This window comes from Rhizobium sp. 05N49 (assembly GCF_056396805.1).
The window spans coordinates 20038-45256 of sequence record NZ_JBFTME010000030.1; the positions used below are offsets into that span (position 1 = coordinate 20038).

A 25219-nucleotide genomic window follows, 5' to 3' on the forward strand; every position below is an offset into this window, starting at 1 on the left:
AATCCCATGGCCCTGCAGAACAGCAAGAGATCAATATTCCAGCGTTTCAGTTCGTATCAGCCCTCCAAGACCATTCTTGTGTGGGCATGTGTGGCGACGGCGGTCGCGACCATCGTCGTCGGCTTTAACTGGGGTGGCTGGGTGACCGGCGGATCTTCACTCCAGGCAGCGACGGCTGCGGGCAAGACGGCCCGTGGAGAGCTTGCATCAGCCATATGCGTCGAACGCTTCAAGGCTGCACCGGACGCCACCGGAAAACTGACCGAGTTCAAGGCTCTTTTAGATAGCTACAAAAAGCGTCAGTTCATCGAAACGGGGGGGTGGGCATTCATGCCGGGGCAAACATCGGTCGACAGTAGTGTCGCCGAAAGCTGCAGCGCGGCGCTCTCCGTTTAGGGCCGTGCTTGATGCTCCCCTAGCTTGGGCGCTCCTGCGGGAGCGCCTCGTTTGCCTCCCTCACTTCGTACCCCCGGAACGATTGTCATAATCACCTGATGATACCGAAAATCCCACGTATAGATGGCAGACAGCGCGAGGACATAAATCTTCTGGCATCATCACCGGGATATGTCTGGGCACCAAAATGCCGGTCGAATGAGGGACGCCTTTATTCTCTCCGCTCGGCTACATCAGTAGGACCTACAATCAAGCTCTTGAAAGGACTCGATCCATCGACCCTATCTTCAGCCTCCCTGCCAGGGGTGAACAAATGATCCGCATCTGACCTGCCGTCGTGGCTCTCTTTCCTTGATCAAGAACTCACGATCTGAGCGCCTTCTTGACTGCGTCGATGAGTACGGATCCCGCAAAGGGCTTCCGCAAATATGCGATGCACCCGGCCTGCTCTGCCTCAGTCTGCAGGCGCGTGTCTTCCAGTGCGGTGATGAAGATTGTCGGCAGCTTCGCTCCGTCCCCTTTCAGCTTGCGCTGTAGTTCGATGCCGGACATGCCTCCGAGATCGATGTCGAGCACGAGACAGTCGATTGGCGTTTTCGGGTCATGAAGGAGAAAAGCTTCCGCCGATGCATATTCGACAGCCGCAAATCCGTAGGCATTGAGGAGCCGACCGACGCTTCGACGTAGGCTCGCATCATCATCGACTACAGCGACAGTGCGGCGAAGCTTTCCCACCTCATGCCCTCATGCGTGACAGTGCGCGAGATACGCAATTACCCCCATTGTAGGCGTGTCGGCTGTCGCTTGATATTGCCCTAAGGGGAAGATTGTTCGATCACTTCGACAGCGCAGTACGACCGATGTCGGCGGCGAGCGATACCACCTCGGCCAGAGACCTTGCTTGGAGCTTCTCCATGACCTGATGGCGATGCACCTTCACCGTCCGCTCCGATATACCAAGGGCATACGCAATCTGCTTGTTGAGATGGCCACGGATGATCAACCCAAAGACTTCGGCTTCACGCGCGCTCAAGCTCGCAACCAAGGCTCTCAGTGCCTGTAGACGCTCGTGCTCGGCACGGTACTTTTCATATTGTGTCAACGCGCGTTCAATCGTTTCGATCAGGACCGAGACCGAGCCAGGCTTTTCCAGAAAGTCATGAGCCCCCGCCTTCATAGCCTCGACGCTGGCCTTTATGTCTCCTTCGCCCGTGAGGAATATGATTGGCAAAAGCGGCGCCTGCTCGCACAGTTGGCGCTGTATTTGCAGGCCAGACTGGCCGGGCATCTGTAGGTCAAGGAGAACGCAGCCCGGCTCGGAGCCTGGAAGATGGGCGAGAAACTGATCTCCGGACTCATACGCTTCGACCGTTAGGCCATAGGCGGAGAGCAGGCGTGCTGTCGCAGTTCGATAGGATTCGTCGTCATCGACGATATGGACGACCGGTTTCATCACCCTTGCTCCCTTCGGGCAAGAGGTAGGACCACGCGAAAGATGGCCCCGCCTTCAGGTCGGTTTTTAGCCGAGATCGAGCCGCCATAGGTCTCGACAATGGCGCGTGCTATGGAAAGACCCAGTCCGGTGCCCGCCTGCTTGGTCGTGTAGAACGGCTCGAAGATGCTGGACAGCCTCTCTTCGGGAATGCCGTTGCCTGTATCAACGACACAAAGCTCCGCCTTCTCGTTCGCCACTCCTGTCGCAAAGGTGAGCATTCTTTTGGCTGGAACGTCCAACATGGCGTCCATGGCATTGGTGGCGAGATTGAGAACGACCTGCTGTACATGGACCTTGTCCGCCCTTACCGGCAAAACCGCCGTCGGTCGATTTGTACTTAGCGTGATCCCCCTGCGTTCGGCCTCGCCATGAATGATATGGATTGCGCTCGAAGCCACATCGTTCAGGTCGAACTCCTGCCAATCGATCTCGCTTCTCTTCTTGAGCAATCCTCTCATCCGGCCAATGATGTCGCCCGCACGCTGATCGTCCTCCTGGATGTCGAGCAGGATCTGCTGGATCAACTCAAGATCCGGGTTGCCGCTTCGCAGCAGCACCGACGCCGCCTCGGCATTGTTTCGGATGGCCGCAAGGGGCTGGTTCAGTTCGTGGGCGACCGACGAGGACAAGGCGCCGGCCGTTGCGGACTGGTTGAGATGGACAGCTTCGAGCAGGTGAAGGCGTGACCTGCTCTCCGCATCGCGGCGACGGCGTCGCTCGAGCAGCAATGCTGCGATGACGCCCGCCTGTATCAAAACCAGGCCGAGCGTCGCCGCTGCCGCCAACCAGTGTTCTTCCCAGAGGCTCTTTTCCTTGTGCATCTGAATGGTGCCCGCGGGCAGGTTCACCTCCGAAAGCCCCCAACGCCGGAGCTGCCGGGCATCCACGACATATGTCTGAATTGCTTGAATATCCGAGGCCGCCCGGCCGGCAATGAGATCAAGGACTAGGTCTCCGACGGTGCGGCCCAAAGTGTCAAAGGTGACGGTATTGCCGCCGACCACGCCGTAGCCGATGTAGGTCTGGTAGGGGCCATAGACAGGTGCGTTGGCGGTTGCTGCGATCTGCCTGATCGCCTCACGCGGGACGAAATTTCGCCCTGCCCGATCTTTGAACACCGTCAACGCCAGGATAATGCTGTCGGAGGGGACATGGGAGGCACGTTCGATGAATTCGTCGATCGTCAAATCTTCAAGGTATGTCGTTTCGTATGACTTGGAGAACTCGTCTAGGTCGACGCGCGCCGTCGCCAACCATCCTCGGTCGAACTCCGAGGATCCGCCGATGATGTAGAGGTGACGGGCGCTGGGCTGCAGGTCGCGGGCCATTTGCGCCGTCTTCAGAATGTCGAATGTCGTGAACGCTCCGATCACGTCATCTGGTAGGTCGATGTTCTCGGCGGTGGCGTTGCCGAAGCCTGCCGCGACGATCTTCGCATCGGGAGCGATCGTCCCACGGTTCGTCGATATCAAGCTGGCAGACTCCTTGCCGAGTGCCACGACTACATCYGGACGGCGAGAGGCGTACTTTTCCGCCATATAACGTACCATGCGCGCGACGTGCTCCGCTTCCGGAAACCGCGACAGATCCAGGAATTCCGAAAACAGGTCGATCCTGCCGTCTGTGGCTTCCAGCAATCGGGTTCGCAACGCCTCTCCGGCAACGGTCRTCGCCACGAGCCTCTCGTCATATGGGTAGAGAATGAGAACCCGTGGAACCCGATCAACGATTGCGTGCGACGTCTCCGAGGCGATGGCGCCGCAGTTCGCAGCGATCAGCAAAACCCACGCCAGCAAGACACCAGCGCACCGCAATCCGCCTGCCCCATGGCCCAAAGCCATTGGTCGTCCCCCCAAAACTGTGAGACGATAACACCTTTTTGGTGTGGCGTCATCTGATGCAAGCACCACTGTTAATTGCCGCTGGAGTTCTCGATTCCCCAAAGGGCAATATCGGTGGGGGAACGCATTCGGTAGACTTGGAAAGCGCTGGTGGAAGGCGCGGACTCTCACTTATGGGGGTACATCTAATGTTTAATGTCCGCCACCTCGTCAACTCGGCACGGAACACAATCTCGATCGTCATCGGAGCACTTTTCCTTGCGGCTTCTGCACAGGCCCAGAGCGATCCGCTGCCCTCGTGGAACCATACCGCGCCCAAGGCAGCTATCGTCTCCTTTGTCGAGAAGGTTTCCAAGCAAGGTTCGCCGGACTTCGTCCCGGAACCCGAACGCATTGCGGTGTTCGACAACGACGGCACGCTCTGGGTCGAGCATCCTATGTACACCCAGTTGGCCTTCGTCCTGGACCGCGTGAAGACGCTCGCTCCGCAGCATCCGGAATGGAAAAACGTCCAGCCGTTCAAGGCAGTGCTCGAAGGCGATATGAAAACACTTGCCGCATCAGGCGAAAAGGGCCTTCTCGAGCTCATCATGGTCACCCATGCGGGAATGACAAACGACGATTTCCAGAAGGTCGTCACGGACTGGCTTTCCACGGCACGCGATCTGCGGTTCAAGCGACCCTACACCGAGCTCGTCTACCAGCCGATGGTCGAGCTGCTTTCCTATCTGCGCGCCAACGGCTTCAAGACCTTCATCGTATCCGGGGGCGGCGTGGAGTTCATGCGGCCATGGACGGAGAAGGTTTACGGCGTCCCGCCGGAGCAGATCATCGGTTCCTCGATCAAGACGCAGTTCAAGATGCAGGACGACAYGCCGACCCTGTATCGTCTGCCGGAAGTCAACTTCATCGACGACAAGGCTGGCAAGCCAGTCGGGATCAACGAGCAGATCGGCCGCCGGCCGATTGCCGCTTTCGGCAATTCTGATGGCGATCTCGAAATGCTGCAATGGACAACGATGGCGGGAGCGCCTGCGCGTCTCGGCATGCTCGTGCACCATACCGATGCGGAGCGCGAATACGCTTACGACCGCAAGACCGAATTCGGCAGCCTCGACAAGGCGCTCGACGCGGCCGCAATAACTGGCTGGACCGTCATCGACATGAAAGCCGACTGGAAGCAGATGTTCAAGGACTGAGGAGGATGCGCCTCGCGGCTGGGCGTTCCAAAGACTTGTGACAGCAGATTCCAAATGGATTCATCAGGCGACGGGCATGCCGCCCGTCCCGACTGGGAGGATATCGCCATGAAAATCGATCGTTTCGCTACGTTGGTCTTTGCCGGAGGTTTCGCGATCACGACCTCTGCCCTTGCACAGGACACCCCGAAGAAGCCGCACGTACCGCTCGAAAAGTCTATTGGGATAGTTACGCCAACCGGTCCGGTGCCGTCGCTGGCGGTCATCAATTCGGCCGGAGCGAAGATCGAAAACGGCAAGCTCGTTCTGACGGGTGTCTCCGCAAACTCGATCGTCTTTGCTGACCGGCCGGTGCGAGCCGCCGGTCATGTGGCAACCGAACAGTTCATCATGCAATGGGACGACGGCAAGGATAATTTCGCCGTCGATCCGCCGAATGCGACTGTGTCGGTGCTGGGCGGCGATGGATCGGACGTCAGCGACGCCGTCGTGACGCTCAAGGCTCCGAAACTCGATGGCACGACGCTGACCTTCGACATCACCATTCTGGAGGGTAGCCTAAGCGGTGTGTCTGGGCCGGCCGCGCTGTTCATCGATCACTTCGGGGGTGGAGGAGGATTTGGCGGCGGGGGCTTCGGTGGCTTCCATGGCGGCGGCTTTGGCGGCGGCAGCTTCGGGGGCGGCGGATTCCACGGCGGAGACTTCGCGGGAGGTAATTTCCGCGGCGACTTCCGTGGAGACGACGTGGATATCGGCGACACGAACATCAATCGTGTCGGGGGCACCTATTGGCACGCACCCGTCTATCACGGCGCGTGGTATCGCGGTGCTCCGGTCGCAGCGGGCGTGGTGGCCGGTGCGGCCATTGGGGCCGCTGCAGTTCGCCCCTACTATCCCTACTACAACGACCAGCAATGCGGCTACTATCCGTACCCGCCTTGCTATTGATCTTCAAAGGGAGACGCCAGTTTGGCCGCGTTTCCCTCTCTTCCCAGCAGGAGACAGGCCTGATGCCGGCGGGCCACACCCTTCGGTATTCCGCCTCGCTCGCAACTCCCAATAGGTGGTTCGTATTGCGGGAATCCACTTGCTGTCACATAGTCTCCCTCGGAAGCAGTGCTGGATTCAAACGAGATCGGGGGATTCTCATGAAGGCCATTCACTTGCATGCGATTGTCCTGCTAGCTGGCATCTCTTTAGCATCGATCGGCAATGCCACCGATATCACACCGCTCGCGTCGGATGCGAAAACGGTCGAGACCCAAAGCGGCTGGGAGTTCACGGTCGCTCCATACTTTTGGGCTGCCGGAATTTCCGGGGATGTACGGCAATTCGGACTTCCCGAGGTCGGCATCGATGCCGATTTCGGCGACATTTTCGACAATCTCGACTTCGCATTCATGGCGACTGCCGAAGCAAGATATGATCGCTACAGCATCGTCGGCGACATGATCTACGTAAAGCTGGGTGCCGATGCGCACACACCCCGCGGCATCTTTGCCGACAGCGTCGGCGTGACATCGGAGACCTTTGCAGGGGTTCTCGGCCTGGGTTACGCCGTGCTCGAAGATCAGAATGGTCACCTTGACGTGTTCGGCGGTATGAAAGTGTGGTCAGTCGAGACCGACATCTCTTTTAACGGCGGACTTTTGGCCGGCGTGGAGCGGGATGATAGTGCCACGTGGGTGGATGCCGTTGTCGGCCTGCGCGGGAATTACTTTTTCACCCAGGAAATCTATCTCACAGGATGGGGTCTGGTGGGCGGTGGCGGCGCCGACCTCGACTGGGATGTTGGCCTCGGCCTCGGTTATAAGTTCAACGACACCATCTCGGCTGTCGCCGGATACCGGGCACTAGGCGTCGACTACGAGAACGACGGGTTTGTCTTCGACGTCGTCCAGCAAGGACCCATTATCGGTGTATCCTTCCACTTCTAGCGCTGCTGCAGCCAAGGTACTCGTTTGTCACCGTGCCGCTGAACGTCATGCTCGCTCTGTGAAGCCTAATGTCCTGCAGTAGCCGGAAGAACGACGCCATCAGGAAACAGAGAGTAAGCGGTGCGCCGCTCACACCTTGGCAGCATAATTCCGAGAATCGACGCTATGGCAACGATGCATCAACAGCAGAGCATGAGCAGCGCGCTAGCGTTTCGCGAGGCGGGTCCATGCCCAGCCGCATGCTACACACCAGACGCCGAGTCCGACGTGCGCCGCGACGACCGGCCAAAAAGCGATACCGGAGATACCGTGGCGAAGCCACCCAAGTGTGAGTGTGGCGGCCACGGCGAAATTGTAGAACAGCATCGCTATGCCCAATCCCCTGGCAGCCTTGCCTTCTAAGTCATCCCGCGCAAACCAGCAAGCGACAGCCAGGCTCAGTACTGCTGCTCCAGCAACACGGGCGGCCGTGGTGCCGACAGGCGTGTCTGGCACGGCCCCGAGGAGCACCTCGATCAACAGCGCGGGAGCCAGCAGCAATGCCACCCCCGTGACCGCTTCAACCACGCCTGTTACCGATAGCAGCAGCCTTACATTTGCACCTATCGTTTCAAACATGCCGCCCCCACTACTGCCCGAGCTTGAAGGTCAGCTTGTCGATCTTGCCGGTGAATTTGAATGGAGCGTCGTACCGATATTCGATCATGGTGACCCCTGTGCGCGTGTCCTGTCCAACGTCGAAGCTTTCGTCCTCCGGAAAGGTAACCGGGGTCGTATGGTCCAGCGAGTTTGTCGCCACCTCCTTGCCGTCCACCGACAGGATGCCGCTACCGCCCTTGCAGAGGCCCGGACCATCGGACTTGAACTCGAAGACGATTTGATGCTTGCCGGGTTCCAGTTCCGGCCCTTCCCACATCGTGCGCTTGAGGTCGAGAAGGTTGTAAAGAAACACAACCTTGCCCCGTCCGACGCCGAAGTCGCCTTTGCTAAGAAACAGACCATAACCGCCGAACCGTCCGCCCTCGGTCACGATCATGCCGTCCGCACCGCCTTCGGGTATCTCGACCTCGGCCGTGATCGTATAGGACTTGTTGAGGACACTCGGTGCAGCGCTGGGCGGCACACCGCTCAGTGCCCCCGAATAGGTGAACTCGGTTCGCCCGGCCGTCAGGTTGGGGCGCGGCGTGTTCCAGCGGGAAAGCGTCGAATTGTCGAGCGGCAGCACGTCGTACTTCTTCGCCTCGGAATAGAAGAGGTCCTGCATCTGCTTGAGCTTGTCGGGCATCTTGGCGGCCAGGTCGCTGAACTGGGTCGGGTCATCGTTGACGTTGTAGAGTTCCCAGTTATAGCCGGTGATGACGTCGGGCGGCGTGGCGGTGCTCAGCTCCCACGGCCGGGTTGCTGGCGTCGTCGCTGCCACCCAGCCATTATCGTAGATGGCGCGATTGCCGAGCATCTCGAAATATTGCGTCGTATGCCGGGTGGGAACATCGGCATTTGCCTTGTCCCATGTGTAGGCCATGCTCACCCCTTCGACCGGCTTCTGAGCAATGCCGTTGATCGTCTCGGGTGCCGGGATGCCGGTGGCTTCGAGGATGGTCGGCACGATGTCGATCACGTGCGAGAACTGGCGGCGGATACCGCCCACATCAGTGATGTGGCCGGGCCAGAACATCGCCACCCCTTGCGAGGTTCCGCCGAAATGCGACGGCACCTGCTTCACCCACTTGAACGGCGTGTCCATCGCCCAGGCCCAAGCCGCGGCAAAGTGCGGGAATGTCCGTTCCGATCCCCAGAACGGATACCAGAGTAACTGGTCCTTCACCGGCACCGGGATGCCGTTGAAAGTGGTAAACTCGTTCGGCGTGCCATTGAGCATGCCCTCCGCGCTCGCGCCATTGTCGCCGCCGATATAGATGATCAGCGTGTTGTCGAGTTCGCCGAGGTCGTCGACGGCCTGAATGACTCGGCCGATCTCATTGTCGGCATAAGCAAGGTAGGCGCCGTAGATATCCGCCTGCTTGATGAAGAGTTTTCTCTCTTCCAGGTCCAGTGTATCCCATTCCGGCAGTTCCTTTGGCCACGGCGTCAGTTGCGCATTCTCGGGCATGATGCCGAGCCGCTTTTGATTGGCGAAGATCGTTTCGCGCAGCTTGTTCCACCCTTCGTCGAAGAGGTGCATATCACTGATCTTCTTGACCCATTCCGGTGTGGGATGATGCGGCGCATGCGTGGCGCCGGGCACGTAATAGACGAGCCAGGGCTTTTCGGGAGCGATCTCCTTCAATTGCTTCATGTAGTGGATGGCTTCGTCAGCCATCGCCGTTTCCAGGTTCCAGCCTGGATTGCCTTCAAATGGGTAGATGGCCGTCGTGTTGCGGTAGAGGTTAGGCTGCCATTGGCTGGCGTCGCCGCCGACGAAACCGTAGAAATATTCAAAGCCCATTCCCGTCGGCCATTGATTGAACGGCCCTGCCTGGCTCGACTGATAGGACGGGGTATTGTGGTTCTTGCCGAACCACGATGTCGCATAGCCGTTCTCCTTGAGGATCGTGCCTATGGTGCCTTTCTCGACCGGGATGATGGAATCGTAGCCCGGATAGCCGGTCGCAATTTCGCCGACGACACCGGCGCCGACCGAATGGTGGTTCCGCCCGGTGATCAACGCGGCCCGCGTCGGCGAACAGAGCGATGTCGAATGAAAATTGGTGAAACGCAGACCCTGGTTTGCAATGCGGTCCATCGCAGGGGTCGGAATGACGCCGCCGAATGTGCTCGGCGCGCCAAATCCCTGATCATCCGTCATGATCAACAGCACGTTCGGCGCGCCTTTCGGCGGCACGACGCGCGGCGCCCACCAGGGCTGTGACTCGGAGGCCTTCTCCTTGATCACCCCGCCAAATTCCGGCGTGGGCGTCGGAAGCTGCTTGCCGTCGAGAGTGGTCGTCGCTCCCGGCTCTCCCGATCCGGCCTGCGCGGATGCCGCCGGACAGCCGACCCCGGTCAAGGCGGTGAAACCCAGCGCGGCAATCAAGCTGCGAGAGATATGCAATACACGATGGCGACGCATGGAACCCCTCCTCTTGGCCAAGCGAAGCAGCGTCTGTGAGGAAGTACAGAACCAGTATTCGCTCGTTCGAGCACAACGGTCGGAAACCATGAAGGCGTCCGGCGAGAATGAACCTGAGCAATCGTTGGCAGCGCTTCTATTCCCGGACACATGCAACCGTATGCCATACCGTGCCTGATTGCCGCCCGACTGTATAGTAGAATACCGTATGATACGGGTGCCCTCGGCAGCCGAGCTCCACTTAGGGACGTCAGGGATCTTGGCGGAACTTGCTTTCTGAGGTTGGATGATGCCACGCAAAGAGCTCGTCGATCCGGCTTTGTTTGTGGCCGTTGACGATGGCGGCGAGCGTGCTGATCAGGTAGAGGCGATCAAGGACGCCAGGAACTGATAGGTGAACGACAGAGCGGACGCCGCGAGGCGCGTCCGCTCCGAAGTCGTTACGAAACTGCGCGCGTCAATCGCGACCAGTCTTCATTTCCCGTACCTGCTGCATGACCTGCTCCAGATTGTAGCTTGCAGGGCTCTGAAGCGGCGGGAAAGCGATATAGGTCTCGAGATGCTTCAGCCACAACTGCTGACCGATGGGCAGGATGTTCCAGTCGTAGACATAGGCGGTGGACGGCGAAGCGATGGCGCCGCCCATACCGAAGAGTGTCTTGATCTGCTGTCCGACCGAGGTCTCAAACGGATCGCGCTTGATGTTGACGACCTGCGTCCAGGYGTACGGCCTCACCCCGTCAATGAAGCCAGCCGGATCGTCGGAGACCATGGCGAAGTACATCTTCCAGTTCTTGTAGCGGACAGCCGACGGCTCCTTGCCGGAATAATACAAGAAACTGTCGCGCGCGGATGGAGACTTGCCTTCCAGGTAGTCACGTTGATCGATGCCGTCGAGCGTCGTCTTGACAATCCCGGGATACGTACCCGCCTCGATCTCTTTCTTAAGACCATCGCCCTTCGGACCGCCCGCGATGTTGACCAACGTCGGCAGCCAGTCGAGCGCCGAGAACATCTCGTTCTTCACCGTGCCGGGCTCGATGTGCCCCGGCCAGCGAACCACAAGCGGCACCCGCATGCCGCCTTCCCAGGTGCTGAGCTTTCCGCCCTTGAACGGGGTGGTGCCACCGTCCGGGAATGTGATCGTCTCGGCGCCGTTATCGGTGGTGAAGACGATGATCGTGTTGTCGAGTTCGCCAATCTCCTCGAGCTTCTTCAAAACGTAGCCGATGTTGTCGTCCATCTGCTTCATGCCGGCTTCATTGACGCCCCAGTCCTTTCCGCCGACTTCGCCCACCATGTTCAGATACTTGTCGGGCAGCACCGTCGTAATGTGCATGCGGGCCGGGTTGTACCAGACGAAGAAGGGCTTTTTGGTTTTCTCGGGGTCATTCCTGTCAAGGAAATCGATGACCTTGCCTGAAATCTCTTCGTCAATCGTCTTGGAGCGTTCAAGCGTCAGCGGGCCCTCATCCTTGCATGTCTGGTTGGCCGGCGACCCGTCGGAGGATGTGCACGCGAGCATCGGACGCGGCGGCGTAAGGCAGGTCGTGGTCTTGGCGTCCACGGACGCCGGGTCTTCCGTTAGGCCGGGGACCGGTGTGTTTCTGCAAGGGGGGGCGATCCCCTGCTCCGTCGCGGTCTTGTTGATGTCGGGAAAGCTCACGCCCTGCATGGCATCAAGGTGATAGAGGTAGCCCCAGAATTCCTGGAACCCGTGTGCCGTCGGCAGGGATTCGGTGGTATCTCCGAGATGATTTTTGCCGAACTCCCCTGTCGAGTAACCGAGATCATACAGGAACCTGGCGAGGTGAGGCGTGCCGGCCCGCAGGTAGGACGGGCTTCCGGGAATCTCCGGCAGAACCATGCCGACGCGCACAGGCTGCATGCCGGTGATGAACGCGGTCCGCCCGGCCGTGCAGCTCTGCTCGGCATAGTAAGTCATGAACTTCGCCCCTTCCCGGCCGATACGGTCGATATTGGGCGTTTCACCGACTGCGAGACCTTGATGATAGATGCTCGGCTGCATCCAGCCGATGTCGTCACCCATGATGAACAGGATGTTGGGCTTCCTGGTCTCCTGCGCCTGAATTGCCGCCGTGCTCGCCAACAGGCTGCCTGCGACCGCCATTGCTGCTGTTATCAACTTTGTAGTCCGTCTCATTTCGAATGCCTCCCTTAGGGGGTCGCCACACGGACGACCAAGGTTGGTTGAAAGACGAGTAGAATCAGAAGAGGGTGTCGGCGACGTCTAATTTGCCGAATGACAAATCGGACAGATCATTTCGATAAAAACGCGGCTGTCGTCCCTCGCGCGCAGTCACCCTCGACTTGCCGAAGAGGGCATGTCCACTCTTCAATCCATTGTCTACATTGTATTAGCACTATCAGATATTGCCCTTTGGGGAATCCGTCGGGACGAGGCTACGAATTGCCAGTAACAGGGGCCGTTCACGCCGTATTTCTGCGACCGCATCGCGACCTCCCTAAAGGACAATAGGCAGCAGCCGCGACCGCGTGTCATAAGTTGGCTGCAGGGACGTTCTAGCGATGGACAGTGCCATGGGCGCAGTGGACACAAATGGTACGGGATTTGGGAGCTTTGCCTGGGTGCCTGCCCGAACGTTCACCATGGGATCGGATAGGCACTATCCTGAGGAGGCCCCCGCCCATCCGGTAAAGGTTGACGGCTTCTGGATGGACGTGACGCCCGTGACCAACCGTCAGTTCGCAGCGTTCGTCAAAGCTACCGGTCATGTCACCGTCGCAGAAAAGACCCCAAACGCGTCAGACTATCCCGGCGCCATTCCCAGCATGCTGCGCGCCGGATCGCTGGTGTTCACTCAGCCGAAAACCGTCGTCGGCCCTGACATTAGACAATGGTGGTCGTTCAAGTTCGGCGCCGACTGGCGGCATCCTTATGGCCGCCGCAGCGATATCCGCGGGAAGCTCGACCATCCGGTCGTCCACGTTGCCTATAGCGACGCCCTAGCGTATGCCCACTGGGCCGGGAAGGACCTGCCGACCGAGGCCGAATGGGAGCTGGCCGCTCGCGGCGGTCTCGAGGACGCCGAATTCGCATGGGGTGACGAATTGATCCCCGGCGGAAGACTCATGGCCAACATCTGGCAGGGTGCGTTTCCCACAGTGAGCGCAAAGCCCGCGGGAGGGGATAGAACATCGCCCGTGGGCTCGTTCCCGGCGAATGGCTACGGCATCCACGACATGATCGGCAACGTCTGGGAATGGACGTCGGATTTCTGGTCGACCCGCCACTCGGAACCTGCGGCGAAATCATGCTGCATTCCCCGGAATCCGCGGGGCGGCGATCGAGACGCGAGCTTCGATCCCCGCGAGCCGGAAATTCGGATTCCGAGGCGGGTGCTGAAGGGCGGATCGCATCTTTGCGCGCAGAACTACTGTCGGCGTTACCGTCCCGCCGCCCGCCATGCGGAACCAGAAGACACGTCGACTAGCCATGTTGGGTTCCGATGCGTCACGCGAGTCCTGAAGGACTAAGCGGGGCGCTCGGGTGGGTATGGTCACGTCGATCTTGGCATGGCATGGGCGCCAAATGGAAGGGCGCTTCTGGACATGATGTCAGAACGCCTCGGTCGGAGGCGGCGGCGTTTCCGAGCGGATTCGGATATGCGGTGCAAGATATCGCCCAGTGCGGCACGTTAGGTGGCGCGAATGCCTACAGCCTCTTAACTGCCTTCACGGAATTTCTACAGGCTAAGCGCTTGATGCGACGATCTTGGAGGAAAGATGACCGCAATCGAGGCATGCAGAACGCCGCGTGAGTGCAGATAGGGTCAGTAGCCGTTAATGCCGCTGCCACGAACTGGGACAATCCCGGCGCGGGTCGCGTAGGAATTATTCTCTGTGCCGGTAGTTGCGCATCCTGAAAGCGTACAGAGTAATATTGCAGCCGCGACTATATGCTTTGTAGGCATGGCACATCTATCGAGCGTGGCGTAATCTGCTCGCTTCAGAAGCCTGCGCAGCAGCGATTGCTTCAGGTTGGATATGTTCACCAAAGCCAGCCCTCCCCATCAAGAACATGAGAAAAACAAAGCTGATCACGGTGACGGCTACTGGAGTGGCATTGGGAAGCTTGGCAGAATATTTGTAGGAGTGGCAGTCATATCCGGTCCTTCCGATTCATGCGCCCGGGGCGGCATTGACCCGACAAAAGCGTGTTTCCACACCAGCTCCGTTCAACGGTTGCCATCAAGCCGGAATTGCTGTCTTTCGGCGTCGAGTTGGGCGGACCGGCTTTGGCTCGACCGGCTGCGCCTCGCGCAATTGACGCAAGCGCGCAGTCTTCCGGGTCTGGTCAGCCCTCTCCGTTTCGATGATCTGCCGCGCGATCTCACTCGTGGTCGCGGCCTTGTCTCGTGCCGAGATTTTTTCGGGCTTGAAAAATGCCTGCTTCGTCATGGTCATGATAATCTTCTTTCGGTCTGGCGCTCGGACGCATCCAAGAAGTCGGGTTGGATCAAAGCCGTCAGAGCTCGGTCCAAAAACAAAAGCCGGGCGCTAACCCGACCTCGCAGTCACTCCGCTCTGCTGCCGGTACATCCGTGGTCAGCGGGGCGAGTGAAAACTTTAAGCTGCCTGAAGATTTTCGGCGGAGCTTTTGCCGGACTTGCGGTCCTGAACAACCTCGTAAGGAGATCTCCTCGGGCTCTTGGAGGATGCGGTAACGGCGTCAGCCGCGCGCCCCTGGGTTAGCGGGGTTTATTGGCAGCAAGTCATTGCAATATCCGGACCGCGCCCCATATCCCATCATAGAGGTATCCGGAACAAAAGAGCCCTTCATCGGCAAAGACGCGCTGCACCCGGCACCTTGCAGAGCAGTTTTTTCCAGCGATCCTGAACAGCATGGACGCGTCCGCAAGGGATGACAGCAATGGCTGTCGTCCGCCCGCGGACGTTAAAGAGCGCGCCGAAGATACAGCCTGAAAAGACATCTGACCCAGACCCGATGTGAGCCCGACGTGCCTATCCCGCCGATAACAGGTGTCGTGCCCAAGAGTTTCCGGCAGGAGCCGGAGTAAACGATTTCTGGAGAGACCTCGATGCCCCTGATCTTCCCCAATAAGAGCCGTAGTTTCGACGAGGGCCGCRATGGGGTTCGTTTCTCCGGCTATGATGGCATGTTCGAGGTGCGATTTCTGATCGAGACGAGCGCGCTGCGCTCCATCTCCCAGACGAGCCGAACCGAAGCCGAATGCCTGAGCGCCTTCGACGCGGCGCGCCCCGCCATTCTGGAGGCAGCATCCGGTGTCTACGGCCGCGGCGGTAAGGACCGATACACGCTGACGGAGAAGGATGTCCACCGCTAGGCATGTCCCGCAACAGTTCGCGGCGGTCTCATGCGACATGCATGGAGACAGCGGCCTGAGGAGTGGCAAGCCAGTCTGAAGGCCGTAGCGTGTCTTGCTTTTACACCCGGGATGAACCGCACACGGAGATGAGCAATGTCAGTCGATAGAAAACATCTGAGCGTAGTGGACGATGCCCCGCGAGCTCGGCCCCAGGACGTTGATCTCGAAACGGCGGTTTATGATGCGCTTGCCCATACGGGCGATCTCGACCCCAGCTATATATTCGTGACGGCGCGCGGCGGAGACATCACGCTTGCCGGCTGGGTTTCCATCAGCGAGGAAATCTGGCTCGCCGAAGAAGCCACTTTGCGAACGCGTGGCGTGCGCAGCGTTCATAACGAGCTGACGCGCGATCTCTAGCGCACTCTTTCATCTCGGCGCGGCTGCGCGCCGACTTCCGGCCAAGGTCGAAGCCAGCCGGAGGCGAGGAGCCCGGCCCCGCGCCGGGTTCCACGTTGCCGGGTGCGGGCCGGCAGCCAGCCCAGAACCGCCCCCACGCAAGCGACCGATGGATAAGCGATGCGCAAGAGAATAGACGAGACCACCAGACCGGCCCTCTCCACCACAGGCCGGCATGCCAATGCGAATGAGAGCCGTCCTGGCCAAAGCCCCTCCGCCAGGGAAATGATCGCCGAAGCCGAGGCCGCCCGCACAACGTTGGATGCGGACATCGATAAAGCGTCTTCGGCTGACACGCCCGGAAAAGACAAGGACCAGGCGGGCGACAGGACGTCGGCGCGCAGCCCGCTTCCGACCATTGAGGAACTGGAACAAGCCCGTGACGACCACAGCAGAAAGATCGCCGGAAGAGAGGCGGACGCGGCAGGAAGACTGCGCGCAGCGCGCGGCGGTTCGTTGCCCAAGCAGCCGCGGAAGCCACGATCATGATCTCGATACCTTTGTTCGGTGACAGCAGGCCGAACGTAAGGATGACGGAACGGTTCCCGAAGCCGAGTTTAGCTTTTGCCACATCAGGCTCGCTGAAAGCAATATCCAGGATCCCATCAGAGATTTCGTCGATCTTCTCCATCTGGACGCCGTAGACCTGACGCAATAGCGACCGGCCCTTTTCCGCCATCACAACGACTTTCGCGGATATCTCGATGATCCGAGTGAGAACACGACCTTGCGCAGGGTTGGGTTTCGCCAGCACCGCGTGAAGAGTTGTCACGACCGGCATTTCGAGGCACACCAGCAGCGCGACGATATGGCTTCCGGCTTCGCCACCGAAAATTCCGAACTCGTGCTGGAAGCAGACGACATCGAAGCGTTCCGCAATCAAAGCTTCCGCCGCGCGTATATAATCCTCACAGTTTTGGTCGGGGATTTGAAGCCAGAAGACCGTGTCCGAGGCTCGCGCTGACATTGGCAGGTATCTGAACTTTTACAACAGCCGACGCCCACATTCATCCCTTGACCGGCAGACCCTGGATCTGGCCTACTTCAACGCGCTGTCACCAATGATGGTGGCGGCATAATCGAGGCGGAAATCCACTTACCAAAACGCCCGGAACTGTTCAGACAAACCGAGCCACCTCTTTCCGCTTTGAGCCGCAGGGCGGCATCAGCGCGTTTGCGGTACTCTTCGGTGATCAGCGCCGCTTCCGTCGCGCGACGACGTTCCTCGCCAAGCTGCCAGGCGAGTGTGTCCCGTTCAAACTTCGTCACCAGGTCATCTGTCGCGAGCTTCACTTGCTGGGCCGCATGGGTGTGAACCGGACCGGCGGTGAGATCGCCAAGGATCGGAATGCTCGGCAAGAACGGTATGCGGTTCGCGCCGGGGATGTCTTCCTTGTAGAGCAAGAGGCCGATGAACAAGACGCCGCCGATTCCGATCAGGCGGCCTATGTCGCTGATGACGGCGCCAATTATTGCGAGCATCATCGGCTCCCGGTGTCATTTGAATTGAATGGGCGGCCAGGAAGCTCGAAAGGTTCCGGCTCGCTACAGGGAGGCGGCTCCCGGTCCTCTTCGAAGTCCCGATACGGGCGAGCTCTACCGGTGCGCCAGATCGGGGCTATATCTTGGGCCGTGGCGAATCCAGTATACCCGAGCACCAAGGTCACGATCAGCATCATCCACCCGTAGGCGATCGTCTCATTGACGCGGGTAGCCGTGGCATGTTCTGCGAGGTTAGGAGCCCGCCGGCGTCGTATGCCTGTCTGAGCGCTCCTTGATCCGAAAATCGAGCATCCTGACATAGTCATGAATGCACCCCCCAATCACCTACTACTTAAAGAATACCGCAATGGAAGACTGGAGGTATCTGCCCACTATCGCCAATTTGGATAGTGGGTAACGAACACCACAACCACAGTGACTACCCCGCAGATTGCCGTTCCTGTGACGTTGAATAGGGAACTTAAGCGAGCTCGATCGGTTTAAAGTAATAAGCAGGATCGCGTTGGTCTGGAGCAGTCGTATGAAAAGCAGACGTTACAATAAAAAAGATTTGAAGTTTGCCGGACGAACTGTCGAAGAAGCCAACAGTAAGTTAGTGATCCAGATGGCGATTGATGATAAGGCATGGAACGCCGGATATATCAGTGAAGATAACAACGCGCTCTTGAGCCGACGCTATCAGAGAAAATGCTACGCTATGGACCGACTGAAATGGATCTCGGCTTTTGTTCGATAGCGACGGCCTCATTCATTCAAGCCACCGCGTCCAGCTCGCGCGCACTCATCCAATTCCTGGCGCTTCGAGTGCCTACCCAAACTATAGTCTCGACACGGAACTTTTAGCAACGGCGTCAGTTATGGCTGAATGGACCGTGCGGCTGATGCGCACGCCCACTGACCCTTCTAGAGCATCGGTCGTGCGGCCCCTCCTTTCCACTTCGATCTGCCCGCTTCGGCGGGCTTTTTTTTCAAATCTAGTTGAATATGATTGCCCCTCTCCGGCCGACGTTGCCGAAGGCACCTAGACAGGCAAAGGCTCGCCTCCTGTCACAGCGGCGAGCCCTCTACCTTTCGGCCCGTCACGGCGACTGGGAAGGCGCCGAGACACAGTTAGAATGTATTCAACACTCCATCGTTCCCAAAATAGTCGCTTAAGGCGTTGAGATGACAGGCGCAGGACTTTAGTGCGATTGCCAGCGGCAGTCCGTCCGCTCGTGGATCAAGGCAGGAGCACGATGTGACTGGCGTCACATGTCACGCATTTTTCACGCGACCGCAACCCCGTGATTAGCTCACACTCATATTTGTGTGGACTGGTCGCTGCGGGGTATTGCGTAATGGGATTCGACACATCAACCGAATTTGATCAAGTCATCCTCATCTTCAAGGACCCTGGCCGGCGGCTGATTGTTCGCACCGTCCATGAGGCTGCCACCGCTTTGATCAAAGATTGGCCATCGGACGACGGCGAGGAATTTTTGTCAGCCGTGAAAGCCTGCCTCGACGTGATGACCGGAAAGGCCAACAGCGTGGAACTGAGAAGCGCTATCCTGCGAGCAGCCAATGAAGCCGGTGTCGCGGCGGTTTCCGTGATTCATTGAAATCTCCGCACGTAAACCCGGATATCTATTGCGATAGGACGCTCCCGTCTATTGGCCCGAGATGGGACGAGAATTGAGCCCTGAGCAATGCGCCGATCTGGACGCTGCAGACGTGTAGTCTGCACGCCCCGAAGTGATATGGCGGTCGGGTTAAGCCCGATTAGCAACTTGATATCGAGAGCTCATCCAGATTATATTCCCGCGCCGGCTACGTCCTAACCTGGCAGTCCACCTCCAATCGCTGCTGTCGGACGCGGGCCGGTACCAATGATGGGACGGTTATAATCAGCCCCTATTTCGAGACGAAACGCCTCCCAATCGCCTTTCGAAAAGTCTTTGGTGCGAAATCACTAGAGATCAATCTGAAGATTCCCTTTAGTTCTGGCTCATCGACCAAAGCCGCCGCTTCTGGGCGAAACCCAGACGAGTTTTCGGATACCCGCTTCTTTGAATTCGTCGGCCGCATTTTCGACCTGAAGGGCGAAAACGCTCACTAAAAAAGGAGGCTTGGACGAGTCCTTCAGGGAGGAAAAATAACCGATGGATTTCTTACCTACGCATCCAATGACGCCGGCTTCCTCCAATGCCTCGCGTCGAGCGCATTTGTACAAGGGCCCGTTCTTTTCGATATTTCCTTTTGGAACTATCCACCTGCCGGTGTCTCGGCTGATGATCAGCAGCACTTCAACTGCCCCAATGTCGTTCATCCGGAAGTAAATCGCACCGCATTGGTCGATCGTCCGCCCTAGCAGGATTTCGACGGACCTCTGAGCCATTTCGGACAAATGTGTTGAACGTCCCATCGACTCACCTCGTCAGACAGATGATAGGTCAAAACGAGTATTTTTGAAGGATCGACCGCGCTTCGGCGTCGCCAACGCAGCAAGCGGGACAGCCAAGGTTTCGCTCGATGCCGTAGAAGATGAACTCCGCTCCGGTCCGCCGGTGGATGATCGTCGTCTTCTGGACGTCGTATGCTGCCTCAAGTCCGAGGTGAGCGATAGCCCACTTCAGCTCGGTATAGACCGAATCCTGAATGCGGTGCTGGAAGCGGCGTATGCAGAGAAGGCGCATCCTGACGCCTACGTGGTCGACAAGGCGCACCAACTGGCAGGCCGTGTCTCTGGTCTTTGAGCTTGAACGTAGACCGTGGAGAACCGCGATGTCTGCCTGCCCGAGAAAAACCTGCTCCCAAAAGTCGACCGAAGGCCGTAACGTAAAATTCAAGTCGCAGAACTCTTGATAGCCCCCCAACGACAAGGCCCGACCGCGCGACCTCTTGGTTATGAGCCAAGCGAGCTACCGGGCTGCTCTACTCCGACATGCAGGGCGGGCCGCAGGGTTCTCGCTGGTCACGAGCCATCCCTTTGGCCATCAGAATGTGCTTCGCCAGACCGTATTGTTTCAACGGGAAACCGTCCGATCTAGGAAATTGAGGGGCTGCGTCGGTCTTCTATTTCGACGCTAGCGCGCTACTTAAAAGCGATGACCCATAAATCCCTGCAAGACAAAGCCGAGATCACCACCAAGGAATCTCAAGCACTTACTTCAGCTCGAAACGCCGCCCGCGACGAGAAGACTGCTCGCCTTCGCGAGTTGCGTCTTGCGAGGGATGCTGAGTTAGCGAGCAGCAGGACTGCTATCAAGGCAATAGCACCGCGGAAGCGGAAGAAGCCAGCCGCGAAGATCGATGCCTGAAATTGAAAAGCCGCCCGGAGGCGGCTGATTCGGTGACCGCTCTGAGCAAATCACCACACTAGTCACTAAATACCTAGCAAGGTTTACCTTGGCAACACTACCGATCGCGAATTCTGTGGTGTCTTTCGCTTTCGGAAGCCCCAACGCACAGCCAAATCGTCCAGAACGTCCTTCAGGTAGTCGGCGAGTGTGTGCCGAGCGCGCTTCGACGCGCTGAGTTCGGCAATGGTGCAGCCCTCTCCGGCAAGGCGGCTGACGACGTCGTAGTGCCGGCGGCCGAGCAGTTCGCGGCACTCCTGAAGCTTGAACCCGGCGTCAATCCGGCGGTCCGTGATCGGTTCCCCGCGCGCCAGCGACTCCCACAGTCGCCGGAACTTGATCGCGGCCTCGACCTGATGGGGTTCAAGATGCCCTTTGGCCGCCATCATGGCGATCGGGCTCTCGCGCATGTTCATCGCTGCCGTGGTCTTAGGATTGCCAGAGGCTCCGGCGTGGACCTTGCTGTATCCTTCACCTTCCAGAGAGGGACTTTCCTGGTGATGAATCTTGCCGCCGCCTCGATGACGACCGGCTCAGGCTTCGCCGGCACCCCTGGATTGGAGCAGCGCTGATGCACCGCCGTGTAGTCGGCGCGCATCTCCGCTGCGCTAGTGAACTGTCTGGCTGCTGCGATCATTTGAAACTCCTCTCGGAACGGGCTAACTCTTGGGCGATGTACTGTGCTCGGGACTGCGTCTGCCGCAGGTGAGCCAAGCCGTTTGGCTTTGAAGGCTGCTTGTCGTGAGGCTTGGCCGGCAGGTCTTTCCAGCGATCGGTCGGAGAGCCACTTGACCGGAGGCACCACCGACGGTCGTCGGTCTTTAGGACGTGGCCCTGACGCCGGTCATGATCTCGTGGAGGCTGGCGCGCTTGATGGCTTGGGAGAAAGCTTTCTCAGCCGACGGCCTGCCGATCTTGTTCGGGTAGGCTTCCCAAAATTCTTCGCAATCAGGATTGGTTCAGGCGCGCTCGCGTCTTCCGAACGAAGTGAGGAAGATTGCTTCACGCCGTGCCTCTGCTGCGGATCGGCGCTTTTCGATGATCTCGTCCGCCTTCGACAGCTCGGCATCGATGCGCTTGTGGGTCCAGCCTGGGCCGAACAACATTGCGAGCATGTCGCGGCTCTCCTCCCACTGCTCAGGCGAAAGCTTGGCAATGCGGGCGATGATGCGCTCGTTCTCCGGCAGGCATCCGTTCTGCCAATAGTGCATGATCAGCAGCAGATAGGCGCCGTGCTCGGTCGCAGTGACATGGCCGGTGTCTGCAAGATAGTCGCCGACATGGAGCGGCATCCGGGCGCGGTTGCTCATGCTGCCCTCCTGATAAATCCAAGGTCCCCGGGCAGCCTGATAGGCTCGTCCCTGCCATAGGTGCGGAATGCCGTGAGCCTCACAGAGGGCTTTGAAGTCGCGCTACGGGCCGGTGAACTTCCCGGTCTCTGTTTTTCAATCGAGATAGCCGTGGAGCTTCGGACCGATGACGATCAGGTCCTGGAGGCTCTCTGTAAGACCGTGTTGGCCCGTTGCTCCCATGTTCGGAATCGTGCCGATGAACGTTCCAGGCACAGCGAGAGCGCGCCAGTGGGCAACGACAGCCTTATGGATCTGGCTCTCCTTCATACCGGCCTCCGGCTATACTGCGCGCTTCTGGTACCGGCGATCCATGAGATCGTTGATGAGGCGGTCCGCTTCTTGTGGGGTGATGCCAAGGGCTTCGGCGATACCCTCGACGTCAGGCCGGTACTTGGTGAAGGCTTCGAGGAAGGTCATCGCCGCACACCCCGGCCTTTAGTCGCATACGCACCAGGGACCTTGGTCCGATAGCCGGAACGACTGGGCAGGCTGCGTATTTCATTCCCGGGGAATCCTCCTCCTGAGGTGCCAACATGAGCGACGATCTTTGGGACAAGCCAATCGAACTGATGATCGAAAACTCCGATCATTTCCGGAGCGTCACCAGCACGCGTGATGCCATGGCGTGCCTGATGACCTCTTGGCCAATCAAGGGGGGCAAATCCTTTTCCGCTGCTCGGCGAGCCTGTCTCGCCTCTATGGACGGGAAGGTCGCCAGAGAAAAAGCACAGCTCGCCTTCATCCGCGCGGCTGAAGAAGCCGGCATTCTCAGACGTTGATCGAGCTTGAGCGTCGATTGATGCCGCGCTCCCAGCAAAATGATTATTACTCACTTGATCTAGAACGATGCGAGGCAGCGGGGAATTAACGTTCTTTGAGGCCCAGACAGTTGGAGAGCAGCCATAATGGTACACTGCAAATTCCGAGGCAACCCGCCCCCTGATTCCGAAATGATGTCGCCCCCTTTGGCGGGCATCTGGCAAGGGTGGTCTGCCGGTGTGAAGTTCCTTCCGTCGATGGTGACAAGGAAGGAACGGTATGCCTGCGGAGAGACTGGAGATGCGGCGTGTCCGCGAGATACTAAGATATCGATTTGAGCAAGGACTTGGGCACAAGTCGATTGCGATCCGGGTTGGAGGTGCGCCGTCGACGGTGCGCGAGACGCTTCGGCGTGCCGCAGTTACGGAGCTGTTGTGGCCGCTGAACGACGACGTCACCGACGCGGCCCTGGAAGCGGTTCTCTATAAAGCGGCGGGGACGAAGACGGGTCATCGTCGCGCGCCTGCTTGCGCTTCAGCTCGCGATGGACCTGTGCCCAGTCCGGCTAGCCGCACGCCTCCGGTTCGCCAAGTTGCGCCACCAGGCGACCCCGGAAGATGTCGATTATCGCAGCGAGCGTGGCCTTGATCGCGCGCTCTTCATGAAGCTGCTCGGCGGCGACTGGATCAACACTCATGACAATCTGGCCATTTGCGGACCCTCGGGTGTCGGAAAAAGCTGGATAGCCTGCGCTCTCGGTCACAAGGCTTGCCGAGACGATCGTTCCGTTCTCTATCAGCGCGTCCTAAGACTGTTTGCCCAGCTTGTCCTCGCTCGTGGCGACGGCAGGGATGCCCGGCTGCAACGCACACTGGGTCATGTTCAGGTCCTGATCCTCGATGATCGGGGCCTCGAACCGCTCAACGAACAAGCCCGTCACGATCTGCTGGAAATCCTGGGCCGTCGTTCTACGATCATTACCAGCCAGCTCCCCGTAACTGCCTGGCACGGCGTTATCGGGGACCCCCACCTACGCCGATGCAACCCAGGATCGACTTGTCCACAATGCCCACCGCATCGAACTCAGCGGCGAAAGCTTACGACGAAACCTGCCTCGAAAAGATTGACACCGTACTTGACCGAACTGACAACAATTACTGCCTGCAGACCCCACTAAAAAGGAGGGCGCAATCATCTCGGAACAAAGGGGCGGCTTCATCGGAATCGGCAGGTACACCGCTGGAACATTCCCCTGGTCCTGGGAGACAGCCGCATGCGTATTGTAGTCGGCTCCCCTGAGGAGGCTATCAACTGGCTCATCCACGAGCCCAACCAAGACACTCCTAAATGGAAGCGAGCATGGAACGCCTGCCGAGACGTCATCGACGGAAGAATCCGGTCTGAAGACGCAAGGAAGGCAGTCGAGCTGGCCGCTGCTCGCGGATAAAGAGCCGGTCATGCCGCCTGCTCCCTCTTCGCCAATGCCCTCACATAAGCCGCCTTGATCGCCTCATAACGAGCGATGTCGTATTCCTTGGTTTCGATCTCGTGGTCTGGGCAGGGCTTGTTGGAGCCCTGCCACGTCAACTTTCCGGACTAGCGCTTCGGAAAGCACATGCGCGGGAAAGGAACGAAGGTAGGAGACAACTGGACACTCYCCCTCCTCCCCGAAGAGCACCGCGCCGGCCCGGACGCCCCGCACAAGACCGGCCATGAGCAGGCTTGGTGGGAATCCCACGGCATTGACGCCAACACCCTTGCCGATCGCCTATGGCGCGTGTCGGGCGACACGGCGGCAGCTATTAAAATCATAATGGAGGCCGCACGCCGATGACTGCTGTCGCACCAGAAATGATTGCCGCCGCATGGCAGGCTTGGCAGTCTCGGCACGGCGGAAAGCTCGGCCCCGCCCTGCCTTTCGAGAGGCGATCGAGGCCGCGCCCGCTGTCGCCGTCACCCCACCCATTTCACATGCGGGATGGCAGCCAAACGTATTTGCAAGGTTGGTCGGTTCAGCGCTCACGGCTGCTATCGCAGTCAATTGAGGCGTCTATCAGTGAGCGCGACGCTCCGGCGGCGTTACTTCCGGCACGGCGTCTCGATGCGGACCCGAAAAATTTATGACGTCCGCGCCCTTCTGCGAGCTACCGAAGTTTCTGCGCAGAGCGTTAGCAAGCTGGACCGGCTCTCTCAGGCCCTGGTGGAAAAGCCGAATGATCAGTCTGGCGGCAACCATGAACTCTCGCCCCGGGTTCGCCGACATTTTGCCCTTATAGCCGCAGCTGACGAGAACCTCCTGAAGCATCTTCACGTCTTTGCTTTTCAGATTGGCGGTGTTGATTTCGGAAGACATGCTGTCCTCCTTCCGGTTGGGGCGAAGCTCACGGGCCTCAATCGGCAGCGCCCGTTCTATGGCTGCCGAGGATCTCAACCTGCGCTCTATTGTGGACGATAGCAAATGCATTCATCGAAGCCACTGCCCATCATTGCCGACACCCCACCACCATCGTCACAAATGTCGAGATGCCGTGAGTTGA

Annotated in this window: 27 protein-coding genes and 3 pseudogenes; 15 read left to right on the top strand and 15 right to left on the bottom strand. The window is 58.9% G+C overall.

What is annotated here, in order from left to right; all coding sequences use genetic code 11:
* The first annotated feature begins 6 nt into the window (after window positions 1–6).
* Window positions 7–396 carry a hypothetical protein gene (locus tag AC1DF8_RS33305; protein WP_478156971.1) on the top strand — a complete coding sequence of 130 codons (390 nt, stop codon included), beginning with the start codon at window positions 7–9 and terminating at the stop codon, window positions 394–396.
* 363 nt (window positions 397–759) lie between these two features.
* On the opposite strand, the gene AC1DF8_RS33310 is transcribed toward AC1DF8_RS33305, so the two are convergent.
* The 3 genes from AC1DF8_RS33310 to AC1DF8_RS33320 form a co-directional block, all read right to left on the bottom strand.
* Window positions 760–1131 carry a response regulator transcription factor gene (locus tag AC1DF8_RS33310; protein WP_018116017.1) on the bottom strand — a complete coding sequence of 124 codons (372 nt, stop codon included), beginning with the start codon at window positions 1129–1131 and terminating at the stop codon, window positions 760–762.
* A 100-nt stretch (window positions 1132–1231) separates the two neighbouring features.
* Window positions 1232–1849, bottom strand: a complete 618-nt coding sequence (locus tag AC1DF8_RS33315) for a response regulator transcription factor (protein WP_018116016.1) — start codon at window positions 1847–1849, stop codon at window positions 1232–1234.
* On the bottom strand, window positions 1849–3732 hold the full coding sequence (locus AC1DF8_RS33320) for a sensor histidine kinase (RefSeq protein ID WP_478157019.1): 1884 nt from the start codon (window positions 3730–3732) through the stop codon (window positions 1849–1851). The genes AC1DF8_RS33315 and AC1DF8_RS33320 overlap by 1 nt, the downstream gene beginning before the upstream one ends.
* A gap of 188 nt (window positions 3733–3920) precedes the next feature.
* Here AC1DF8_RS33320 and AC1DF8_RS33325 point away from each other — a divergent pair, with 188 nt between their 5' ends.
* The 3 genes from AC1DF8_RS33325 to AC1DF8_RS33335 all read left to right on the top strand — a co-directional run bounded on the left by AC1DF8_RS33325 (window position 3921) and on the right by AC1DF8_RS33335 (window position 6868).
* The gene (locus tag AC1DF8_RS33325) at window positions 3921–4931 is read left to right on the top strand and encodes an HAD family hydrolase (RefSeq protein WP_478156973.1); all 1011 of its coding nucleotides are present in this window, start codon (window positions 3921–3923) and stop codon (window positions 4929–4931) included.
* Between the two features lie 108 nt (window positions 4932–5039).
* Entirely contained in the window at window positions 5040–5879 is an 840-nt protein-coding gene (locus AC1DF8_RS33330) for a hypothetical protein (protein ID WP_478157021.1), read from the top strand.
* A gap of 200 nt (window positions 5880–6079) precedes the next feature.
* Entirely contained in the window at window positions 6080–6868 is a 789-nt protein-coding gene (locus AC1DF8_RS33335; protein ID WP_478156975.1) for a hypothetical protein, read from the top strand.
* A 204-nt stretch (window positions 6869–7072) separates the two neighbouring features.
* Here the strand turns inward: AC1DF8_RS33335 and AC1DF8_RS33340 are convergent, their stop codons facing one another.
* The 3 genes from AC1DF8_RS33340 to AC1DF8_RS33350 form a co-directional block, all read right to left on the bottom strand.
* On the bottom strand, window positions 7073–7486 hold the full coding sequence (locus tag AC1DF8_RS33340) for a hypothetical protein (RefSeq protein ID WP_018116011.1): 414 nt from the start codon (window positions 7484–7486) through the stop codon (window positions 7073–7075).
* Window positions 7487–7496: 10 nt separating this feature from the next.
* Complete coding sequence (locus AC1DF8_RS33345) at window positions 7497–9938, bottom strand: arylsulfatase (RefSeq protein ID WP_478156977.1); 2442 nt, start codon at window positions 9936–9938, stop codon at window positions 7497–7499.
* A 457-nt stretch (window positions 9939–10395) separates the two neighbouring features.
* Window positions 10396–12069 carry an arylsulfatase gene (locus AC1DF8_RS33350; protein WP_478157023.1) on the bottom strand — a complete coding sequence of 558 codons (1674 nt, stop codon included), beginning with the start codon at window positions 12067–12069 and terminating at the stop codon, window positions 10396–10398.
* Between the two features lie 431 nt (window positions 12070–12500).
* Between AC1DF8_RS33350 and AC1DF8_RS33355 the strand changes: the two genes are divergently transcribed.
* Window positions 12501–13457, top strand: coding sequence for a formylglycine-generating enzyme family protein (locus AC1DF8_RS33355; RefSeq protein ID WP_113207907.1), 957 nt, complete (start codon window positions 12501–12503; stop codon window positions 13455–13457).
* 714 nt (window positions 13458–14171) lie between these two features.
* Here AC1DF8_RS33355 and AC1DF8_RS33360 read toward each other — a convergent pair.
* Entirely contained in the window at window positions 14172–14387 is a 216-nt protein-coding gene (locus AC1DF8_RS33360) for a hypothetical protein (protein ID WP_113207605.1), read from the bottom strand.
* Window positions 14388–15022: 635 nt separating this feature from the next.
* Here AC1DF8_RS33360 and AC1DF8_RS33365 point away from each other — a divergent pair.
* The 4 genes and pseudogenes from AC1DF8_RS33365 to AC1DF8_RS33380 all read left to right on the top strand — a co-directional run.
* The gene (locus tag AC1DF8_RS33365) at window positions 15023–15289 is read left to right on the top strand and encodes a DUF1488 family protein (protein WP_478156979.1); all 267 of its coding nucleotides are present in this window, start codon (window positions 15023–15025) and stop codon (window positions 15287–15289) included.
* A 135-nt stretch (window positions 15290–15424) separates the two neighbouring features.
* The gene (locus tag AC1DF8_RS33370) at window positions 15425–15691 is read left to right on the top strand and encodes a BON domain-containing protein (RefSeq protein ID WP_018116004.1); all 267 of its coding nucleotides are present in this window, start codon (window positions 15425–15427) and stop codon (window positions 15689–15691) included.
* A 264-nt stretch (window positions 15692–15955) separates the two neighbouring features.
* Window positions 15956–16219 carry a hypothetical protein gene (locus AC1DF8_RS33375; protein WP_018116003.1) on the top strand — a complete coding sequence of 88 codons (264 nt, stop codon included), beginning with the start codon at window positions 15956–15958 and terminating at the stop codon, window positions 16217–16219.
* 449 nt (window positions 16220–16668) lie between these two features.
* Window positions 16669–16809, top strand: a pseudogene (locus AC1DF8_RS33380) (integrase core domain-containing protein); the annotation flags it as partial.
* On the opposite strand, the gene AC1DF8_RS33385 reads toward AC1DF8_RS33380, so the two are convergent.
* A complete protein-coding gene (locus AC1DF8_RS33385; RefSeq protein WP_478156981.1) occupies window positions 16775–17149 on the bottom strand; it encodes a hypothetical protein in 375 nt (124 codons plus the stop codon). The pseudogene AC1DF8_RS33380 and the gene AC1DF8_RS33385 overlap by 35 nt on opposite strands.
* Before the next feature lie 604 nt (window positions 17150–17753).
* Here AC1DF8_RS33385 and AC1DF8_RS33390 point away from each other — a divergent pair.
* On the top strand, window positions 17754–17969 hold the full coding sequence (locus AC1DF8_RS33390) for a hypothetical protein (protein WP_478156983.1): 216 nt from the start codon (window positions 17754–17756) through the stop codon (window positions 17967–17969).
* A gap of 601 nt (window positions 17970–18570) precedes the next feature.
* Window positions 18571–18834 carry a DUF982 domain-containing protein gene (locus AC1DF8_RS33395; RefSeq protein WP_018115981.1) on the top strand — a complete coding sequence of 88 codons (264 nt, stop codon included), beginning with the start codon at window positions 18571–18573 and terminating at the stop codon, window positions 18832–18834.
* 386 nt (window positions 18835–19220) lie between these two features.
* On the opposite strand, the gene AC1DF8_RS33400 is transcribed toward AC1DF8_RS33395, so the two are convergent.
* From AC1DF8_RS33400 to AC1DF8_RS33425, 6 genes are all read right to left on the bottom strand, one after another.
* A complete protein-coding gene (locus AC1DF8_RS33400) occupies window positions 19221–19637 on the bottom strand; it encodes an NUDIX hydrolase (RefSeq protein ID WP_478156986.1) in 417 nt (138 codons plus the stop codon).
* Window positions 19638–19665: 28 nt separating this feature from the next.
* Window positions 19666–20094 carry a phage terminase large subunit gene (locus tag AC1DF8_RS33405; protein WP_478156988.1) on the bottom strand — a complete coding sequence of 143 codons (429 nt, stop codon included), beginning with the start codon at window positions 20092–20094 and terminating at the stop codon, window positions 19666–19668.
* Between the two features lie 521 nt (window positions 20095–20615).
* Window positions 20616–20987 carry a hypothetical protein gene (locus AC1DF8_RS33410; protein WP_478156990.1) on the bottom strand — a complete coding sequence of 124 codons (372 nt, stop codon included), beginning with the start codon at window positions 20985–20987 and terminating at the stop codon, window positions 20616–20618.
* Window positions 20988–21530: 543 nt separating this feature from the next.
* Window positions 21531–21881 carry a YdaU family protein gene (locus tag AC1DF8_RS33415; RefSeq protein WP_478156992.1) on the bottom strand — a complete coding sequence of 117 codons (351 nt, stop codon included), beginning with the start codon at window positions 21879–21881 and terminating at the stop codon, window positions 21531–21533.
* A 135-nt stretch (window positions 21882–22016) separates the two neighbouring features.
* On the bottom strand, window positions 22017–22190 hold the full coding sequence (locus AC1DF8_RS33420; RefSeq protein ID WP_478156994.1) for a hypothetical protein: 174 nt from the start codon (window positions 22188–22190) through the stop codon (window positions 22017–22019).
* A 12-nt stretch (window positions 22191–22202) separates the two neighbouring features.
* Window positions 22203–22340 carry a hypothetical protein gene (locus tag AC1DF8_RS33425; protein ID WP_018115974.1) on the bottom strand — a complete coding sequence of 46 codons (138 nt, stop codon included), beginning with the start codon at window positions 22338–22340 and terminating at the stop codon, window positions 22203–22205.
* A gap of 116 nt (window positions 22341–22456) precedes the next feature.
* Between AC1DF8_RS33425 and AC1DF8_RS33430 the strand changes: the two genes are divergently transcribed.
* The 4 genes and pseudogenes from AC1DF8_RS33430 (at window position 22457) to AC1DF8_RS33445 (ending at window position 24129) form a co-directional block, all read left to right on the top strand.
* Window positions 22457–22702 (top strand): DUF982 domain-containing protein, encoded by a 246-nt coding sequence (locus AC1DF8_RS33430; RefSeq protein WP_018115973.1) that lies wholly within the window; start codon window positions 22457–22459, stop codon window positions 22700–22702.
* A 280-nt stretch (window positions 22703–22982) separates the two neighbouring features.
* A pseudogene (locus AC1DF8_RS33435) lies at window positions 22983–23204 on the top strand (IS21 family transposase); the annotation flags it as partial.
* A gap of 40 nt (window positions 23205–23244) precedes the next feature.
* Window positions 23245–23809 (top strand): annotated as a pseudogene (locus AC1DF8_RS33440) (ATP-binding protein); the annotation flags it as partial.
* 131 nt (window positions 23810–23940) lie between these two features.
* Window positions 23941–24129 (top strand): DUF982 domain-containing protein, encoded by a 189-nt coding sequence (locus AC1DF8_RS33445; protein ID WP_478157025.1) that lies wholly within the window; start codon window positions 23941–23943, stop codon window positions 24127–24129.
* A 606-nt stretch (window positions 24130–24735) separates the two neighbouring features.
* Here AC1DF8_RS33445 and AC1DF8_RS33450 read toward each other — a convergent pair.
* Window positions 24736–25035, bottom strand: a complete 300-nt coding sequence (locus AC1DF8_RS33450) for a hypothetical protein (RefSeq protein ID WP_018115968.1) — start codon at window positions 25033–25035, stop codon at window positions 24736–24738.
* Window positions 25036–25219 lie beyond the last annotated feature (184 nt).